This is a genomic window from Mucilaginibacter kameinonensis, assembly GCF_003675385.1.
In the GTDB taxonomy this organism is placed as follows: Bacteria; Bacteroidota; Bacteroidia; order Sphingobacteriales; family Sphingobacteriaceae; genus Mucilaginibacter; species Mucilaginibacter kameinonensis.
Window position 1 is genome coordinate 904,040 of record NZ_RCWZ01000003.1, and the last position, 19,216, is coordinate 923,255.

A 19,216-nucleotide genomic window follows, 5' to 3' on the forward strand; every position below is an offset into this window, starting at 1 on the left:
AGGAATAATTTTTGAAGAGAGATTAATCTGTAACCAAAGGAAGGCTAAAACTAAAGGTAGTGCCCTTATTTACTTCCGAATTTACCCAAAGCCTGCCGCCGTTAAACTCAATAAGCTCTTTACATAAAAACAGCCCGATGCCGTTTCCTGTCTCACCGGAGGTGCCTGTTGCGGAATATTTGGTATTGAGACTAAATAACTTGTCCAGTTTTTCGGCAGGGATGCCGTTTCCTGTGTCGGCAATACTAATGACAAGCATGTTGCTGTCAACAGCACTTTGTAAAGTAACCACACCATTATCGCCGGTAAATTTGATAGCGTTGCTGATCAGGTTACTTAATACTACTTTGATATGCCTTTCATCTGCCTGAACACAGGTTCCCGGCAAAGCAAGGTTATCAAACCTGATATTTTTTTGCTGAAAAAGATAGCTGAATATCCCACCCAGCTCCAAACCTATCCGGTAAATATCTATCGCAGACAGTTCATGATTAATCCCTTTTATTTGACTGCCGGCCCATTCCAACAGGTTTGACAGCGTTAATTCGGCACCCTGCACAACAGGCTCTATCTCTTTCATCAGGCTCTGTACTTCCGCCTCGGTTAAAACACCGGTATGATACAGGCGTAATATGGAATGTAGGTTGGCAAGGGGTGTACGCAGGTCATGGCCAATTACTGCCAGCAATTTATCTTTAAGACTGTTAACACCGGCCAGGTTTGCAGATTGCTCTTCTATCAAATCTTTTTGGATCAGCAAAGCTTTGTGCTGCTTACGCATCCGGTTGCTTAATATTCGTTTTTGTTTATAATGATAGTAGGTAACAGATAAAGCCAGTATCACAATAAGCAAAGTAATGATCAGTGTAATGATTATTACTTTTTGCAGATGAATTTTCGCGCTGTATTCCTTAGCCTTTTGTTCAACTGCAGCGATAGCGTTAAGGCGGCTATTAAGCTCAAAATAACTCTGGATCAACTCGGTATTTTTGCGCTTGTTAGTTGCGTTAAGGCTGTCAAGCGCCTGGGTATATTTTTTTTGGTAAGCTAAGGACTGCACCATATCGTGCTTTTGCTCAAAGCTATAGGTCATGGTTTTATAGGCCGACGAGATACCGTCCATAACCCCTATGCTATCTGACAATGCTGCACCTTTTTGAGCAAGCTCAATAGCTTTATCGTACTGGTTTAATAAATTATAAATAGTTGCACGTTCAATAAATGATATGGCCCGCAAACGCTTGTTATTAACCAGATAACTCATGTGCAGCGCGGTATCCGAATAAGCGATAGCTTGTTGATATTGCCCTTTTAACCGGTATGCATTAGCCAGTCTGCTGTATAATATGCAAATTGCGGGTTGGTCGTTTACGGTACGACTAAGTTGCATGGCCAATTTGGCGTTAGCTATGCCCTTATCGAATTGCTTCAGTTTAGCATAAACAAATGAACGTTCATTGTAAACCTCGGCCAGCATTTTAGAATCATGCCCCGCAAAGCGGGCAGCTATCTCCAGGTTTTTTAGGGCCTTGCCGTAGTTTTGCAGATCGGTATACGCCCGGCCTATTGAACTGTAACAATGCGCAAGGATCAAAGGCTTGTTTTGCGGCAGATAGATTAATGCCGAATTAAAATAAAACAAACTGATAGGGTAATATGACTGAGACCAGTACACATGCCCCAGGTTTAGGAAAGCACAACCGGTACCTTCATCATATTTTACTTTTTCTGAAAGCAGTAAAGCGTGCTCGGCCATTGCCCTGGCCTCATGCGGGGCGCCAACGTATGTATTTTCTATAAGTTGATTGAGGCTATCGATAGTTTTGATTAACGCAGGCGATTTTTGGGGTTCGGTTCCGCTTGCTTTTTGCGCATAAGATGTTCCATGCATCAATAACAGCAGTAATAAACCTACAGGCCTCGTCATTCTCGTTAATAGTTTCAGACTGCAATCTAATAATAAACTTTATATGCGCAATAGCTATCCGGCAACAAGACAACGCTCGCCCTGCAGCATTGCAATACAATGTTCATAGTTATCAGGCATTTGAATCTGTTCAACTTCCTTCATATAACTTTGTTTAATTTCTTTACGGCGACGGGCTTCAATAAAACGCCTCACCTGCTCGCGGTTTTCAAGCACTAAGCCGGGCACTTTAGCAGGTTTATTAAACTCATCCTTAGCTACCATGGTGAAGTAGCTGGTATTGGTGTGTTTTACCGAATGATTTTTGATATTTTCAGATATCACCCTGATGCCAACCACCAGTGATGTATTGCCCACATAGTTTACCGATGCCATCAACGACACCAGCTCCCCTACTTCTACAGGTTGCAAAAAATCTACAGTATCGATAGACGCGGTTACACAATAGTTTCCTGCGTGTTTTGCGGCGCACACATAAGCTACCTTATCCATCAGCGAAAGCAGGATGCCCCCGTGGATTTTGCCGCCAAAATTAGAATATGAAGGGATCATCAGTTCGGTAATGGTGGCTTGTGAAAATGCTACGCTTTTATAGCCGTCGATATCGGATAAAGTGCTCATAAATAATGATAATATAGTATAAGGTTATGCGCTAAAATACAATTTATGCAACATTAGTATTACATAGGGTCAAATCATTAAACCTTCATTAAACTTTTAGGGTCAATAACCTAAATTGACCCTAAACTATGAAAAAACACTTACTGCTTGCGTTTATCAGCTTTCTTTTTTTGTCAACGGCCTATGCTCAGCAACCGCGTGAGGTACACGGAACTGTGGTTGACAGTGTTGGCGCTGTGCCCGGCATTACCGTAAAACTGATATCTGATAAAGACAGCACAGTAGTAGCAACCAGTACTGCCGGCGCTTTCGTTTTCCCGGCTGTGATTTCCAAAAACTTTAAGCTTACTATAAGCGGCATCGGTTATCAACCCTTTACCCGCCGTTATGTAATGGATAATGATACCAAGCCTATTAAGCTTGACCCGATCAAGGTGAAAGTGCAAACCAATATGCTGAACACCGTAGTGGTTTCGGCCGTGATCCCTATTACCATTAAGGAAGATACTGTTGAATACAAAGCCAGCGCCTATAAAGTAAGGGAAGGTTCGCCAGTAGAGGACTTATTAAAAAAACTGCCCGGCGTAAGCGTTGACAAAGACGGTAATGTTACAGCTCATGGCAAGCAGGTTACTAAAGTACGGGTTAACGGCAAGGATTATTTTACCGGTGATGTACAAACCGCCACCCAGAACCTGCCCGCCGATATCGTAGAAAACATCCAGATAATTGACGATTATGGCGATCAGGCCAATTTAACCGGCATAAAAACCGGCGACCCGGACAAGATCCTGAACATCACCATCCAAAAAGGAAAAAGCAAGGGCAACTTTGGCCAGGGAAGTGTTGGTGTAGGTAATGACGACCGCTATCAGGCCCGTCTTTCGGCCAATTCATTTTATGATGCCCGGCAGCTGGCACTCATCGGCACCTGGAATAACAACAACACAAACACATTCAACATAGGCAGCAGTGGTGGCGGCGGTGGTCGTGCCGGACGTGGTGGCGGTGGCGGCGGAAGCAGTGCCGGAGGTGTTAGTACAGCAAACGGTATCACTACCAACCGCTCGATAGGTACCAATTACCGCGACGACTGGAGTAAAAAAGTCACTGTATACGGCAGTTACAGCTTTGCCGATAAAGACCGGGATATTAACAGTACAACTGTTCAGCAAAACCTTTACCAATCGGGCAATATCATTAACATGGATAACAGCACCAATCATAACCATGGGCTGAACCACCGTTTTGATTTTAATATCGAATACAAAATAGATACATCAAACTACATCAAAATAAATCCGGGTTTTTCTTATGCTACTGCCGAAAACATGAGCACCGATACGTTTAGCAATTCGCGTAAAGAATCGGTAGTTACCGGTAGCGAGCTGGCTTTAACCAATAATTCATCGCAAACCGGCAGCATCAATGTGCTATATAATCACAAATTCCATAAAAAAGGGCGTAATTTTAGTTTAAACGCCAATGCAAGCTATTCTAAAAACGACCAGGAGCTAAACGATAAATACACTACCCGACAGGATACGGTTGTAACCCCCTTGTTCCAGCAGATCAATTCAGATAACCAATCGCAAAGGGTAAGCCTGCATTTTTCATATATCGAGCCTATCGGCAAAACAAATTACCTTGAAGCTAATTACAGCTATAATTATTCCAATACGGATAACAATCGCTACAACTACCGGATAAACCCCGTAACAGGCAACCAAACCTATGTAGATTCGCTGAGTACACTCTATAATTACCAGTTCATTACTAATCGCTTCGGGTTAAACCTGCGTGGCGTGCATCCTAAATATAACTATACTTTAGGTTTGGCTGTTCAGCCTTCCAAACTTAATGGCGAATCGCACAATTTTCATACTACCACATCCACATTTAATGTTATTCCAACGGCGCGGTTTATTTATAACTTTTCAAAAAACCATTCGTTTTCATTTAATTACAGTGGTTCAAACGCGCAACCTTCATTTGCCCAGTTACAGCTTCAACCCGATTATTCAGATCCACAAAACAGGGTTTACGGTAATCCTGACTTGAAACCTTCGTTTACCAATAGCATCAATATCAGGTACAACCAGTTTGATATTGCAAGTGGTAATTCCCTGTTCACCAATTTATCATTTTCAGAAACACAGGATGCTATCGTTACCAACTCATCGCCGGTTACCGATAGTACCCAAACAACCAAAGGCAATAACACCATCCAGGCAACCCGCTATGTTAACACCAACGGTATTTATAATATAAGTGGTAATTACTCCTTTTCAAAACCTTTTGCAGAACGCAAGTTTACCGTTTCGTTAAACGGAGGTGCCAACTATAACAATAACATATCGTTTATTGAAAACCAGCGCAATGAGGGCAAAAACTGGGTGCTTAACCAGGGAGCCAAACTCAGGGTAGATATTGACAGTATTATGGATAGCGAAATCAGCGCTAATTACAGTATCAACACCACACGCTACAGTATCCCATCCACAGTAAATACAAACGCGCAAACATGGACCTTAGGACTTGATGGCCGCAATTACTTTTTTTACAGCTGGGTGCTGGGTTACAATTTAACCCAAACCATTAATCATGGCTTCAGCAGCACTGTTAAAGCTAACCCTACCCTGTTAAGCAGCTACGTTGAATACCAGTTTTTAAAAAAGCATATCGCTTCCCTGCGTTTCCAGGCTTTTGATATTTTTGATGAGAATAAGGGCGTAACACGTACTACCTCAGGCAACCAGATCATTGATACCCGTACGAATAGGCTGGGCAGATATTTCATGCTTAGCTTTGCCATCAGGCTGCAAAAATTTACCGGCAGTCGCCCGCAAGGTGGTCGTGAAGGCGGACGTGGCTTTGGAGGTGGCGGTGGTCGGCGTGGAGGCAGGGGATAATTTGTATCCTGCTTTTTTTTGGAGATAACTTAACTGCTGTTATATATTTACAACAATCTATATCCCTGCATTGAGAAAACTTATTTTAACTTTTATATCGATATTATATATCGGCTATGCGTTTGCACAAACCAAAGATGTTGCAGCTAAAAACGCCCCGGAAACAGTTATTGTAAAAAATCGCCTTACCGACTCGGTGGTAGAGCGCTTTAATGTGCTTAAAACCAATAGAGGTATCCGGCAAGGCCTATATCAAGCACTTTATCAAAAAAATTACGCGCTGGCAAGTGGTTACTATGATAATGATAAAAGAACCGGCACCTGGCACTTTTTCGATAACCGGGGGCACCTGGTGCAAAACTTCGACTATAAAACCAACCAGATCACTTACGAAGCACCGGAAGACAGCACTTCAAACCTTCAATATGTTGTGGATGTAAAACTTAGCGACACCTCACGGGTTACGAAGCCGCTTAAAGTAGGTGGTCGTTTTTTTGGATACCTGCCTTACCTTAACCTGTTTAAGCTTCCGCCCGAGTTACTTAACCTTAACCCCAATGTATCATTTGGCATGGTTGAATTACTGGTTAGCCCCCTGGGGAGGCTTGCCTCATTCAAAGTACACGTATTTAGCGGCAGTTTCGAAAAAGTATTTAATATGAGTATCGACGTACCCGACCCTGCCGATAAGATTTTTATACCAGCCACAGTAAATGGCGAACCGGTATCATCCAGAGTGGTTATCAAATGTGCATTCAGGAGCGATGGAGGATTGGAGTTTTATTAAGCTAACAACACTCTAAAATCAAAAAACGTCATCGCGAGGTACGAAGCAATCCCAAACTATACAGGACGAACCTGCTAAACGGGGATTGCTTCGTGCCTCGCAATGACGCTGTTATATAGCTTTGCTATGTAGTGAGCTATTAGTGATCGTGATGACCATCCGGGCCGTGTGCGTGGCCATGAGATAGTTCTTCAGGAGTTGCAGGGCGTACGTTAAGGATATCACCTTTAAAGTGCAGTTCCTGACCAGCCATTGGGTGGTTAAGGTCAACAATAACGGCATCTTCGGCAATTGAAACTACCATAGCCTGGAAACGGTGGCCCTGGTTATCCTGTAAAGGCAAAATGCTGCCAATTTCAGGAATTTCGGTACCCTGAAACATTTCTTTAGGCAGGTTTGCTACTGCTTCTTCATCATATACGCCGTAAGCATCTTCCGGAGATAAGCGAAACTCATAGCTGTCGCCAGTTGAAAGTGTGCTCAGGTGTTCTTCAAACTTAGGCAGCATCTGGCCTGCACCAAATAAAAAGGTTAAGGGTTGTTCCTGAGTGGTACTTTCTACCAAAGTTTCGGTACCTGTGTTTTCGCGGTCTACGTACAAATCGTAGGTTAATGATACTACGTGCTGTGGTGCAATCTTCATTGTAAATTGTTTTTAGTTGTAAAATCTGGCTTCAACTTCATTAAGGGCGTCGGCCGGGTTATGAGCAGGTAATCCGCAGGTTTTATCTTTACAAATGAAAATTTGTGTCGATGTACCAAACTTATCCTGCAACAAAGGTAAACTTCCTGTATTACCACCCAACATAATTTTATTGGGGATGTAATTATTTTCCATTTCCTTTCTGAAAGCCTCGGCATTACTGCCGGTTATCGCAATTTCATTTACGCCAAATACCTCATCAAGCAACAGCATTACCCAGTTTGAGTAGGCCGAGCCATACTTAGGCAATTGCGGCATAACATTACGCAGCAGCTGCGCCGAAACCTCAGTGTACTCTTCGTTATCAAAAAGCAAGCCTAACTTTTTAAGCACCCTTGCCATAACCGAATTGGATGCCGGAATTACGCCATCCATAATCTCCGATTTGCGGGCAATCAGCTGCTCATCATCATCGGCAGTGAAAAAGAAGATCCCTTTGGTTTCATCATAATAATGCAACAGGGCCGTATTAGCCAGTTTACGCGCTTCAAGCAGCCAATGCTCATTAAAGGTCACTTCGTATAATGCTATCAAACCGTCAATAATATTGGCATAATCATCCAAAAACGCTACCGGGCTATCCTGCGACGATGTGGCACTATAAACCCGTGATAGCCTGCCATTTTGACCAAGCAGGTTATTTAATATAAACCCGGCATTATTCAGCGCAAATTCGAGGTATTCCGGCTTATCAAAAGCTCGGTAAGCATCGGCAAGTCCTTTAAGCATTAATCCATTCCACGATGCCAGGATCTTGTTATCCAGGCCCGGTCTTACACGCTGGGCACGCGCTTCAAATACTTTTTGTTTTGAGGCTTTTATTTTGGCAAGCAGCTCATCAATAGCAAGTCCTAATTTTTCAGCCAACGCCTCATCGCTATCCTTACGGAATAATACATTTGATTCCTCCTCTTCCCAATTACCTTCTTCGGTAATATTGTAGTAGATACAGAACAGTTCAGCATCATCGCCTAAAATTTCTGCTATTTCACTTTTGGTAAAAATGTAAAACTTGCCTTCTTTGCCCTCACTGTCCGCATCAAGGGCCGAATAGAAACCATATTCAGGCGACATCAGTTCGCGGGTACTGAACGTGATGATCTCGTCAACTATCTGTTTGTATAATTCATCGGGCTGCCAGGTGTAGGCCTCTGCGTACAGACTAATCAGCTGCGCGTTATCATACAGCATTTTTTCAAAATGCGGCACATGCCAAAGCCCATCGACAGAGTAACGCGCAAAGCCGCCGCCCAAATGATCATAAATACCACCGAAAGCCATTTTATGCAGTGTTAGCTTTACCTGTTCGGCGACTTCCTCATCTTTCATTAAATAAGCATAACGCATCAAAGCCTGCCAGTTATTAGGCATCGGGAATTTGGGCGCGTTACCACTGCCTCCCTCCCGCTTATCAAAATAACGTTTCCAATTGCTCACTATAGTTTGCAGATCATCTTTGGTATGCTCGGCCTGTGCCACTACGAATTCTATCGATTCATATTTCTGTATTCCCTCGGTGAGGCGCACAGCATAATCTTCAGCTTCTTCAGGCTTTTGTTTATAAAAATCGGCAAGGTTAAAGAGCAACGATGTCCAGTCGTTTTTACGGAAGTAGGTACCTCCATAAATTGGCCGCTGATCGGGCAGGCAGATACAGTTTAACGGCCAGCCACCACGGCCACTCATCAGTTGAACGGCACTCATATAAATCTGGTCTACATCGGGGCGCTCCTCCCTATCAACTTTAATGCAAACAAAATATTCGTTCATTACGGCCGCCACGGCTTCATCTTCAAAGCTTTCATGTTCCATAACATGGCACCAATGGCAGGCTGAGTAACCAATACTCACCAGGATGAGCTTGTTTTCGGCTTTGGCCTTGTCAAGGGCTTCCTTGCCCCAGGGGTACCAGTTAACCGGGTTGTTAGCATGCTGCAATAAATAAGGCGATGTGGAATTGGCCAAACGGTTCATATATGATAAATGTATTTGCTGCAAAGGTGCAGATATAATTGCACCTGTAAGTTAAATGGTATTTATTTAGAAAAGTTTTACGGGAAGCTGGTTATTCATGTCTGGATTCGCCGCGTTTCGCCCCCCTCAGGGTCTCTCGGAGAGGACCCTGAGGTTCACCATGTAAAATTATTGCTATCTACGCTACTTTTTTAAGCCCTCTCCTTTCGTCCCCTCAGGGTCTTTCGCAGAGGACCTTGAGGTTCGCCACCATATAAGCAACTAACAAAATACTCGGAACAAATCTGCATAGCGTATACCTCAGGGTCCTCTCCGAAAGACCCTGAGGGGACGTTGATGGGACGTTAATCCGCTGCGTTTCCAAATTCTCAGTAATGTGCCAAAATCACTAATACACAGGCTTTATGACACTTTAAATTGCCAAACTCACAAATTATTTCCCTTTATTTGCCCCCTTATTGTCAAAAATTTAAGATGAACTGTTTAAAACTGAATTATTTATTATGCGCTGTAGCGCTAATGCCGTTAACGCGAACGGCATCGGCACAAAACTCCGACACTGTTAAATATAACCATCAGGACCTTTTTGGCCCTATTACCTGGCCGGTTACCAGCGGTGGCACACGCTCTGCTGCCGGCAAACCTTCGCCGGCTTACTGGCAAAATAAAGCTGACTATCAGATCAAAGCTTCGCTTAACGAAGGTAAAGACACCACCATTACCGGCGAAGTTAAAATTACCTATACCAACAACAGTCCGGATAAGCTTGATTATCTGTGGCTGCAGTTAGATCAAAACCTTTTTAAACCGGATTCGCGAGGAGCGGCGGTAACACCATATACCGGCGACAGGTTTGATGTTCGCGGTTTTAGCCGAGGTGGTTACCATATTGCTTCTGTTGATGTTACTTATAAAGGCGAAACTTACAAAGTTGAGCCGATCATCACTGATGCCCGCATGCAACTGCGCCTCAATACACCGATGGATGGTAAAGGCGAAAAAATTGAGATCAAGGTTAATTACGACTTTGCCATTCCTTTTTACGGTGCCGACCGCATGGGCCGCAAAAAATTTAAACAGGGCTATGTTTACGAAATTGCACAATGGTACCCGCGCATGTGCGTTTATGACGATGTGGAAGGCTGGAACACGCTACCCTACATGGGCTTAGGCGAGTTTTATTGCGAATACGGCGATTTTGATTACTATATCACCGCTCCTGCAAATAAAATAGTAGTTGGCTCAGGCGATCTGCAAAACCCAGAAGAAGTACTTACCCCTACCCAATTAAAAAGGTTGGAGCAGGCCCGCAACAGCGATAAAACTGTAACCATTATCGGCGCATCTGAAGTTGGTAAAGGTGCAACCCGTCCGTTTAAGGGTACTTTAACCTGGCACTTTAAAATGGAGAATAGCCGTGATATTGCCTGGGGCGCCTCAGACGCGTTTATCTGGGATGCTGCCAAGGTTAACTTCCCTTCGGGACGTAAAGGCATCGCACAATCTGCTTACCCCGTTGAAAGTTCAGGTAACGATGGTTGGGGCCGCTCCACCGAGTATCTAAAAAACAGCATGGAGATTTATTCAAACCTATATTTTGAATACCCATGGAATTCGGCAGTGAACGTGTCGGGCGTGGCTTTGGGCATGGAGTATCCGGGCGCTATCTTCTGCCTGAGCAACCTTAAAAAAGCCGATCTTTGGGGCGATGTTACCCATGAAATTGGCCATAACTGGTTCCCCATGATAGTTGGCTCAAACGAGCGCAAATACATGTGGCAGGATGAAGGTTTTAATACTTTCATTAACGAATACGCTACCAAAGCTTTCAACAATGGCGAGTATACTGAAAGGAGTACTTCGGCACAAAATGTATTGGCAGGATACCGCAACAGCAAAGATCCGCTAATGACCGCTCCTGAGGCTATCGGCCTTAACGATTACGGTCAATACTATACCAAAACTGCTTTAGGTTTAGATATCTTAAGAAATGTAGTGGTTGGCCCCGAACGTTTTGACTACGCTTTCCGCGAGTATGTAAAAAACTGGGCGTTTAAACACCCACTGCCTTATGATTTGTTCAGGGCGATGAATGATGCCACGGGCGAAGATCTGAACTGGTTCTGGAAATCATGGTTCTTCACTACCTGGAAACTTGACCAGGCTATTAGTTCGGTAACATACATTAAGGGCAACCCGGCCAATGGCGCGATGATCACCCTGACTAATAACGAAAAAATGGCCATGCCTGTTGATCTTAAAATTGTTCAGGCTAACGGCAAAACAGAAATCCTTCATCTTCCGGTAAATATCTGGCAGCGTGATGGTGTTTGGAAGTTTAAATATCCATCAACATCGGCTATTAAAAGCATGGAGATTGATCCTGACCACCAACTACCCGACGTTGACCTAAAAAACAATGTTTATAGAGGGGAATAATTTTAATTTCGGATTTGGGAATTTCGATTTCGGATTTTCCGGGGGTTAGAGATTAAAGAGAAAATTTAAAAAGGCGATGAGTGTTTGAGCTCATCGCCTTTTTTGTGTCTTTGCTTTAATCAAAATTAACCCGGCCGAAGTTTGTTTTAATTACAATATTCCGGTTCGCATCGCCTTTACCTAAACGGCCTTTGTAGCTTTTCTCCTGATTATCGAGCGCTTTATCGCTCGTTAACTTGATTTGCGGATCGCTGTTGTTTAAAGTTCCGTAGTAGGTACTCACATCACAATTGGCATTTACCCCGGTAATTCGGCCTACCTGCACACTGGTGTAAGCGGCGTTTACATGCAATGTTTTTATGTTTTTGTCGATGTTTTCAATCCTGAATTGCTTGCCAAATCTCGCATCAATAGTAGCCGAAGAATAGATCTTCCCTATCCGTGCCGGACCATAGCTAACGCTTACGCTGAAATTGCTACCTTCATTAAGGTCAAGACTGCCGTGTAAAACCTCCAACCTGGTACCGCTAAAGCCTTCAATATCGACATTACCGAAGTTTACCTTTACGTAGTTGAGCGGGTTGATCAATTTTTTTGCCTTAAGGTTACTGTAAAGGCTGTTCAGCATCAATTTCCCTTCAAAATCGGGCAGAATGGTTGTTCCGTAGTTATTACTTATGCTTAAGGCGTTTTTTGCAGGCATAAAAACAATATAATTGATCTCAATTTTCTTGATACGGGGCTTATCTTCTCCTTTCCATAAAACATTGACATTATTAATTCCATTATCCCCAATGATAGTTTTAAAAGACACAAGCGCTTCCCTCCTGCTGTCACTTATATTAATGGCGTTTAAAAAGCCCTGGGCGTCCGTTTGTTTATCGGCGTAAATGTTTACCTGTACTTCTACACTAAACTCATTACGGTTCCAGGTGTTTATTTTAACCTCGCCAAAACGGTTGTCAATCATTAGCTCATCCAGTTTACTGGCAGTATAAAGCTTGCTATATTTTTTTGAAGCGATCTTCAATGCACCGTTTTTGATTTGATCATCCGCCTTATCATCATAGATAATTCCACCATTTTTTAATGGATCTACCGGAGGCATAAGCGTCGCCGTGTTATTACCATTACCGAGTGTGTCAGCATCATTATGAGGCATTATAACACCGTTATCGGCTTCTGACTTATCGGCAGATTGAGCAATGCTTTGGTTTGCGACAGCAATAAAAAAAATCAAAAGCATCAGGCGGCCGGGGCGAAATTTAGTTTTCATTTTGCAAATCATATCTATCAGGTTATGCCATAAATGACACCCTAACTTTCAACGAGTTGCATCTCTCGGGCATAAAACGGCCAATTATACTGCCCGTTATAATTAAAACAGCCCCATTTAACTAATTATCAATCACCTTAACGAAATAAACATCAAAACAATTATCTTTACAAAAAGATAAAATACAGGTACAATACCACTATATCGTACTGTTAATAAGATCGATACCAATAATATATTCCCATATCCACTCAAATTAAACACAATAGGAATATTTTTAATTATAAAACATTTTGTTTATTTGTGTCATTAAGAAGCTAATAGCAAATCAAACATCAATTAGCATTTATCTATGGCGAAAAATATACTCATAATTGAAGATGATACCGAAATTTTAAGGGTATTGGAAACAGTGCTCACTTTCCATGACTTTGAGGTTACCGGACTTAACCGCACCGATGATATTATTGCAGCTGTAAAAAACTACAACCCCGACCTTGTTTTAACCGACTATATGCTACCAGGCCTCAACGGTGGCCGTATTTGCCAGTTGATTAAAAGTAACGAAGATACCCGTCACATCCCCGTAATCCTGATCTCTGCCTACCATGAACAGGCTATAGCCCTGGTTAACTTTGGTTATGATGCCTTTGTCCCTAAGCCTTTTGATGTAAATAAGCTGGTGAAGACTATTAATAAGTTTTTGAATTAAGAGTAGCTTAAGAGCATAGTCCGATCGCAAAATTATGTCAGACACTCATCATTTCAATTTTCCAAAATAATTCCGAAATCTCAAATTCGATATCCGAAATCCTTTCCCCTTTCAGCCCAAAACCTTAATTTCGCTGCCTCATAGAAAGAGGAAAAGATTTTGGATTATTTACAGGGATTAAACCCCGAACAAAGGGCAGCGGTTGAACAAACTGAAGGACCGGTAATGATTATTGCCGGTGCCGGATCGGGTAAAACACGTGTTATTACATATCGCGTGGCGCATTTGATACGTAAAGGTGTTGATTCGTTTAATATACTGGTGCTTACCTTTACCAATAAGGCCGCCCGCGAAATGCGCGAGCGTATCACCCATGTGGTGGGTACCGAAGCCAAAAATATCTGGATGGGCACCTTTCACTCGGTGTTTGCCAAAATTTTACGGGTTGAAGCCGAAAAAATTGGCTACCCAAGCAATTTTACCATTTACGATACCGACGATAGCAAAAGCGTTTTAAGGGCCATTTTAAAAGAAATGAACCTTGACGACAAACTGTACAATGTCAATTTTGTACTTAACCGTATCTCGGCATCAAAAAATAACCTGATCTCGTGGCAGGAATATAACAAGAATGAACAGATCCAGGCCGACGACTTTTCGAGCGGCCGCGGGCAAATGGGCAAAATCTATGAAATGTATGCCACCCGTTGCTACCGTGCAGGAGCTATGGATTTTGACGACTTGCTGTACAAAACCAATGAGTTGTTAAAACTGCACCCTGATGTGCTCAATAAATACCAGCACAAGTTTAAGTACCTGATGGTGGATGAGTATCAGGATACCAACTTTTCGCAGTACCTGATTGTTAAAAAGCTGGCTGCCGTTAACGAAAACCTGTGCGTTGTGGGTGATGATGCTCAAAGTATCTACGCTTTCCGTGGCGCCAACATCCAAAACATCCTGAACTTTGAAAAGGATTATCCGGATCTGAAGGTGTTTAAGCTGGAGCAAAACTACCGCTCAACGCAAAACATTGTGAATGTAGCTAACAGCATCATCCGCAACAATAAGGATCAGCTTAAAAAGAACGTTTTCTCCGAAAAAGAATCGGGCGATAAGATCAAGGTTATGCGTGCCTTCAGCGATAACGAGGAAGGTAAAATAGTAGCCGAAGCTATTATGCAGGACCGTAGCTCGAACGGGCTTAAATGGTCGGCATTTGCCATACTTTACCGCACCAACGCGCAGTCACGCTCTATGGAGGAGGCCTTGCGTAAGCTGGGCATTCCATATAAAATATACGGCGGGCTTTCATTTTATCAGCGTAAGGAAATTAAGGACCTGATAGCATATTTCAGGCTCACCTTTAACCCTAACGATGAAGAAGCTTTAAAACGTGTTATCAATTATCCTAAACGTGGCATTGGTGATACTTCGGTTGATAAGATCATTGTAGCTGCCGATCAGCACGGTATAACACCATGGGAAGTAATTGTTGAACCGGGCAAATATCTTGAAGGAAAAATTTCTGGCGCGGTAGCCAATTTTGCTACCATGATCCAGAGTTTCCAGGTGCTGGCCAAAACCAAATCAGCCTACGAATCTGCTTTATATGTAGCCCAGCATTCGGGCTTATTGAAGGATCTTTACGAAGATAAATCGGTAGAGGGCCTTAACCGTTACGAAAATATCCAGGAGCTTTTAAACGGTATTAAAGAGTTTTCGGAACGCGAGGATATTGAGGAAAAAGGCCTTGATATTTTCATGCAGGATGTTGCGCTGCTTACCAATGATGACAAGGATAAAAACAAGGATGCTGATACGGTATCCCTCATGACTATCCATTCATCAAAAGGTCTTGAATTTCCGCAGGTTTATGTTGTAGGCTTGGAGGAAAATCTTTTCCCGTCGCAAATGTCGCTTAACTCACGTAGTGATCTGGAAGAGGAGCGCCGCCTGTTTTATGTAGCCGTAACCCGTGCCGAAAGTAAGCTGCACATTAGTTATGCTACTTCGCGTTTCAAGTTCGGAACCTTGATTAATTGCGAGCCAAGCCGCTTTTTAGACGAAATTGACGCTAAATTCCTTGAGCTTGACTACACCGCAAAACCCTCATCGGCCAGTAATCCGTTTGACGACGAGCGCAAAGCATGGAGCCGCGACAAACAACCCGACAGCTTTTCACGCCCTAAACCGGCTGCTGCCGCGCCTGTAAAAACCACTTCTATACTGGCAAAGGCTCACGTACCTTCAGCCAATTTCAAACCTTCTGACACCTCTAATTTGCAGGTAGGTATGGAGGTTGAGCACGAACGTTTCGGCTTCGGTAAAGTGATCTCACTGGAGGGTAATAAGCCCGATATTAAGGCTACCATATTCTTTAAGGAGATTGGTCAAAAGCAATTATTACTAAAATTCGCGAAGCTTTACATTCTCCAGTAAACATAAACCAAGAGTTAAAAATCCCTACTTTGAGGAATTGCTTCCCCAGGCATTTCCACACCCCATCATTAAATTGCCTTTATAACACTAATTTAAAGGTAATTTAATGATGGCATACCATTTGGATTGTCTTCAGTGTCCTTTCCCTTAATTATTAATTGAACATGAGTGATACTGTAAAAAAGAAGACAAACAAATCCGTTGGTAAAAACATCCGGACATTACGCCACCAACATGGATGGAGCCAGGAAGATGTGGCCAACCGTTTGGGCATCTCAATTCCTGCATTTTCAAAAATTGAAACAGGTGTAACCGATATTAACTTATCGCGCCTGGAACAAATCGCTAATATTTTTGATGTGAATGTAGTGCACCTGCTTGCCCTCGATAGTGAAGAGGTTGATACGAAACCTTCGAGCTTGAGCGTAGCACAAAAAAAACTAATAGACCGCGAATCGGAAATTGCCAATTTACAACGTAAGGTTATATTACTTTATGAAGAGCTACGTAACAAGGCCGTAGTGGCCATGTAATTGTGTGCTGAAAATGTTACAATTTATCGATAGTGTATATTGTTTGCTTCGTATTAGTATCCAGCCAAACGGCTTTCATTAAATACCAGTTAACATTATTTAATAAAACGAAATTTAAATAAATTTCATTTTATTGTATTCGCTAATTTATCGATAATGAGCGCTTTATAAGGATTTTGGAGTAATAATTGTGGCATACGGATATAAAAAAAAGCGTATGTCAAATTATCTTATTTCTATTTCAAAAAACGAAAACCTGAGTGATGGCATCATCCACGATCCCAAAAGCAAACTAAAAGTTAAAGCATTTGATTTACTGAGGGCCCGTTTTAAACCAAGCAAAGGAGAAGTAAGATTTTTTGTGACATCGGCCAATGAAACACTGGCTTTTGAAACTCAAGGTTACAACCAACACAGGCAATTACTGGTGCTACAAATGATATCATGGTATTGTATATACCTGGGGCTTATTGAAGCACAGATACATTCAAATTTACCTGTGCATTTTGCGTATTAAACCCGGGGTGGGTTATGCAGCATATCGCTCATTTCGATGATTTTTTCATCAATTTCAGATACACACTTATCCATCATATCCAAACATTCGGCCTGGTCAACCAGGCCTTCTTTTTCCAGGTTAATTAAGCCGCGAAGCGTTGCAATAGGTCCCCTGATCTGATGCGACAGATAAGATGAATGTTCCGAAAGCTTTTTATTTTTTAGCTGTAGATCTTTGGTACGCTCGTCGATAATCTCTTCCAGGTGATGATTTATACGGTCGAGGTTATCTTTTTGCCTCGATACCTCACCATTTAAAAGCGTAAGCTGTGCATTGGTTTTGGCCTTGCGCTTCACATTGCTAATAAGCAACCCTATTACCACCAGCAACAAACCCGCAACCACAGTTACAGCCCAAAACTTCGACCGGTCATAAGCCTGACGCTCGGCAATTCTCTCGTTTTCCTTTAGCTGCTCCTCCTGCCTCCGTTTGGCCTCAACCAAATTCATTTGTGCTGATACGTTGGTTTTATAGGTTGTACTATCCTGGGTGTATATTTCCCTCAATAAATTTACCGCACGGGCATAATTCTTTTTATTATACTCCAGTTCGTATGTAGTGTATTTATAATCGTAATCAAGTTTTGGATCTTTTACCAATTGGGTATAGGCAGTACCCTCCTGCACCATCTTCTCCGCGTTTTTAAAATCACCTTTGGCCATATAAAGCGCCGCAAGCGTAAGGTCAACGCTGGCTACGGATTCATTTAAATCGCCAGCTTTTGCCCCAGTGTTGGCCTCAAGCAATAAACTTAGCGCCTTATCATAATCTTTAAGCTTAAAATAAATAACACCCCTGTTTTGCAAACACTGGATCATGTTAATACTGTCCTTGCGTTTTTGAAATATGGGGAAGCTTTTATCATAAAACTTAAGCGCCATATACAGGTTATTTTTACGCGTGTAAACGTTACCTATGTTCAGGTACAATGAACCAAGCAGCTTAGCATCATTTATTTTTTGAGCTATCTCCAACCCTTTATTAAGATAATCAAGAGAGCGTTCATAATCATGGTCCCTGAATAGGATACCAATGTTATTATAAACGCTCGCCTCACCCTTCAGGTTATTATTACGGGTAAAATATGAAAGCGAATTAAGGTAGTTTTCTATAGCTTTTTCGGGCTGATCTAAATAGTATTTGCCTATACCAATAACACGATAAGCCTCGGCAATACCGTTAATGTAATTGAGTTTGGTTGATAATTTGAGTGCCTTATTAGCATCCTGAACGGTTTGCTCGGGGTTAGTTAACCTGTTTTTATATGCATTTGCATTTATGGATATAACCTCATTAGTATCGATAGCGGCAACATCATTAATATCATTCGCGTATACCGTTAATGATAATAAAATGAATAATATAAATGTACCGATTCTTTTCATCAAAAAACTTCTACGTTCTGTTGGGGTGAAAGTTATAAAATAATGCTGAATTATATTTAATGTTAAGAATAAAAAACACTGTGGAAAATTATTTTATATTTTTTTCAAACTAATTAAAAAACATATTTATATTTGCAGTGTTAAATATTTGATATACAGCGTATTAAATACGTAAAAAACAATTATCCCATACCGCATTGAGCAGATTATAACCAATTACAATAATATTTCAATATATACGTGAAATACACAATATTGACTATAGTTTGTATATCAAATAAGTGAAATAATGTGAAAAACGTGCAATAAATTGTATACTCTGCAAGCAACTAACACAAATGATATAACATTTAAAATTAGTAATTTAACCGAATAATTAACAGTGTAAAAATACGAAACAGATAACATTTATTTAAGATTTAAATAACACAGCATTTTAAAAAAACAGAGAGTAAAATCCGGGTTTTGAAATATTTGTGATAAGCTTTAAATAAGCTTGACGAGTTTTATTAAATATTCACTATCGTATTAATTTAAAAAATAGAATATTAAATACAATAATTAATCAATATGAAAAAAACAGTGTTTTTTGTACTCCTTACCGTAGGCGCCGGGGTACTGTCATCGTCATCAGTTTTGTCATCATCGGCAAAAAAAGATGCACAGCCAACAGCTGTCAATTTCACTAAAACACCAACAGGTTTTAAACGCGACCTGGGAAGTGCCGACTGAGATCAATTAAAAAATCAACACAGAAAATTCAACATCGATAATATCATACGATCATGAAAAAAATAATCACCATCGCTTTAGCAGTTCTGTTTACAGGAGCTATCTCATCATGCAAAAAAGAAAGCCCTAAAGTTGAGTTTGCTAACCTTCATTTATTTACAACCGGCTACAAAAGAGACCTGGGGAGTGCTGACTGATTTATCTATTCACGATC

15 protein-coding genes are annotated in these 19,216 nt (G+C 41.7%); 9 read left to right on the top strand and 6 right to left on the bottom strand.

Annotated elements, in window-relative coordinates:
• Positions 1–22: 22 nt before the first annotated feature.
• Positions 23–1,927 carry a tetratricopeptide repeat-containing sensor histidine kinase gene (locus tag EAH55_RS16935; RefSeq protein ID WP_121810677.1) on the bottom strand — a complete coding sequence of 635 codons (1,905 nt, stop codon included), beginning with the start codon at positions 1,925–1,927 and terminating at the stop codon, positions 23–25.
• Between the two features lie 54 nt (positions 1,928–1,981).
• A complete protein-coding gene (locus EAH55_RS16940) occupies positions 1,982–2,548 on the bottom strand; it encodes an acyl-CoA thioesterase (protein WP_091211444.1) in 567 nt (188 codons plus the stop codon).
• Positions 2,549–2,676: 128 nt separating this feature from the next.
• On the opposite strand from EAH55_RS16940, the gene EAH55_RS16945 reads away from it, so the two are divergent.
• Positions 2,677–5,460 (top strand): TonB-dependent receptor, encoded by a 2,784-nt coding sequence (locus EAH55_RS16945; RefSeq protein ID WP_121810678.1) that lies wholly within the window; start codon positions 2,677–2,679, stop codon positions 5,458–5,460.
• Between the two features lie 70 nt (positions 5,461–5,530).
• The gene (locus EAH55_RS16950) at positions 5,531–6,247 is read left to right on the top strand and encodes a toxin-antitoxin system YwqK family antitoxin (RefSeq protein WP_121810679.1); all 717 of its coding nucleotides are present in this window, start codon (positions 5,531–5,533) and stop codon (positions 6,245–6,247) included.
• Positions 6,248–6,386: 139 nt separating this feature from the next.
• Here EAH55_RS16950 and EAH55_RS16955 read toward each other — a convergent pair whose 3' ends face one another.
• A complete protein-coding gene (locus EAH55_RS16955; RefSeq protein ID WP_112572239.1) occupies positions 6,387–6,890 on the bottom strand; it encodes an FKBP-type peptidyl-prolyl cis-trans isomerase in 504 nt (167 codons plus the stop codon).
• A gap of 12 nt (positions 6,891–6,902) precedes the next feature.
• Positions 6,903–8,924, bottom strand: coding sequence for a thioredoxin domain-containing protein (locus tag EAH55_RS16960; protein WP_121810680.1), 2,022 nt, complete (start codon positions 8,922–8,924; stop codon positions 6,903–6,905).
• Positions 8,925–9,398: 474 nt separating this feature from the next.
• Here EAH55_RS16960 and EAH55_RS16965 point away from each other — a divergent pair, with 474 nt between their 5' ends.
• On the top strand, positions 9,399–11,363 hold the full coding sequence (locus tag EAH55_RS16965) for a M1 family metallopeptidase (protein WP_121810681.1): 1,965 nt from the start codon (positions 9,399–9,401) through the stop codon (positions 11,361–11,363).
• Between the two features lie 115 nt (positions 11,364–11,478).
• Here EAH55_RS16965 and EAH55_RS16970 read toward each other — a convergent pair whose 3' ends face one another.
• Positions 11,479–12,639, bottom strand: coding sequence for a hypothetical protein (locus tag EAH55_RS16970; protein ID WP_121810682.1), 1,161 nt, complete (start codon positions 12,637–12,639; stop codon positions 11,479–11,481).
• Positions 12,640–12,991: 352 nt separating this feature from the next.
• Between EAH55_RS16970 and EAH55_RS16975 the strand changes: the two genes are divergently transcribed.
• From EAH55_RS16975 to EAH55_RS16990, 4 genes are all read left to right on the top strand, one after another.
• Positions 12,992–13,351 (top strand): response regulator, encoded by a 360-nt coding sequence (locus EAH55_RS16975; protein WP_121810683.1) that lies wholly within the window; start codon positions 12,992–12,994, stop codon positions 13,349–13,351.
• Between the two features lie 159 nt (positions 13,352–13,510).
• Positions 13,511–15,793 (top strand): ATP-dependent helicase, encoded by a 2,283-nt coding sequence (locus EAH55_RS16980; RefSeq protein WP_121810684.1) that lies wholly within the window; start codon positions 13,511–13,513, stop codon positions 15,791–15,793.
• Between the two features lie 164 nt (positions 15,794–15,957).
• Positions 15,958–16,326, top strand: a complete 369-nt coding sequence (locus tag EAH55_RS16985; protein WP_112572251.1) for a helix-turn-helix domain-containing protein — start codon at positions 15,958–15,960, stop codon at positions 16,324–16,326.
• Positions 16,327–16,543: 217 nt separating this feature from the next.
• Positions 16,544–16,843 (top strand): hypothetical protein, encoded by a 300-nt coding sequence (locus EAH55_RS16990; protein ID WP_162996916.1) that lies wholly within the window; start codon positions 16,544–16,546, stop codon positions 16,841–16,843.
• On the opposite strand, the gene EAH55_RS16995 is transcribed toward EAH55_RS16990, so the two are convergent.
• Complete coding sequence (locus EAH55_RS16995) at positions 16,840–18,270, bottom strand: tetratricopeptide repeat protein (RefSeq protein ID WP_121810686.1); 1,431 nt, start codon at positions 18,268–18,270, stop codon at positions 16,840–16,842. The two genes, EAH55_RS16990 and EAH55_RS16995, sit on opposite strands and share 4 nt — an antisense overlap.
• Positions 18,271–18,840: 570 nt before the next feature.
• On the opposite strand from EAH55_RS16995, the gene EAH55_RS30955 reads away from it, so the two are divergent.
• Positions 18,841–19,002, top strand: a complete 162-nt coding sequence (locus tag EAH55_RS30955; RefSeq protein WP_162996918.1) for a hypothetical protein — start codon at positions 18,841–18,843, stop codon at positions 19,000–19,002.
• Positions 19,003–19,055: 53 nt separating this feature from the next.
• On the top strand, positions 19,056–19,199 hold the full coding sequence (locus EAH55_RS30960; protein WP_154402382.1) for a hypothetical protein: 144 nt from the start codon (positions 19,056–19,058) through the stop codon (positions 19,197–19,199).
• The last annotated feature ends 17 nt before the right edge of the window (positions 19,200–19,216 follow it).

Excerpts from the sequence above, each read along its gene's own strand:
- EAH55_RS16960 (WP_121810680.1), bottom strand. The coding sequence starts at position 8,924 with ATGAACCGTTTGGCCAATTCCACATCGCCTTATTTATTGCAGCATGCT.
- EAH55_RS16965 (WP_121810681.1), top strand. The coding sequence starts at position 9,399 with ATGAACTGTTTAAAACTGAATTATTTATTATGCGCTGTAGCGCTAATG.
- EAH55_RS16975 (WP_121810683.1), top strand. The coding sequence starts at position 12,992 with ATGGCGAAAAATATACTCATAATTGAAGATGATACCGAAATTTTAAGG.
- EAH55_RS30960 (WP_154402382.1), top strand. The coding sequence starts at position 19,056 with ATGAAAAAAATAATCACCATCGCTTTAGCAGTTCTGTTTACAGGAGCT.
- EAH55_RS16935 (WP_121810677.1), bottom strand. The coding sequence starts at position 1,927 with ATGACGAGGCCTGTAGGTTTATTACTGCTGTTATTGATGCATGGAACA.
- EAH55_RS16970 (WP_121810682.1), bottom strand. The coding sequence starts at position 12,639 with ATGAAAACTAAATTTCGCCCCGGCCGCCTGATGCTTTTGATTTTTTTT.
- EAH55_RS30955 (WP_162996918.1), top strand. The coding sequence starts at position 18,841 with ATGAAAAAAACAGTGTTTTTTGTACTCCTTACCGTAGGCGCCGGGGTA.
- EAH55_RS16955 (WP_112572239.1), bottom strand. The coding sequence starts at position 6,890 with ATGAAGATTGCACCACAGCACGTAGTATCATTAACCTACGATTTGTAC.
- EAH55_RS16945 (WP_121810678.1), top strand. The coding sequence starts at position 2,677 with ATGAAAAAACACTTACTGCTTGCGTTTATCAGCTTTCTTTTTTTGTCA.
- EAH55_RS16990 (WP_162996916.1), top strand. The coding sequence starts at position 16,544 with ATGTCAAATTATCTTATTTCTATTTCAAAAAACGAAAACCTGAGTGAT.
- EAH55_RS16995 (WP_121810686.1), bottom strand. The coding sequence starts at position 18,270 with ATGAAAAGAATCGGTACATTTATATTATTCATTTTATTATCATTAACG.
- EAH55_RS16940 (WP_091211444.1), bottom strand. The coding sequence starts at position 2,548 with ATGAGCACTTTATCCGATATCGACGGCTATAAAAGCGTAGCATTTTCA.
- EAH55_RS16985 (WP_112572251.1), top strand. The coding sequence starts at position 15,958 with ATGAGTGATACTGTAAAAAAGAAGACAAACAAATCCGTTGGTAAAAAC.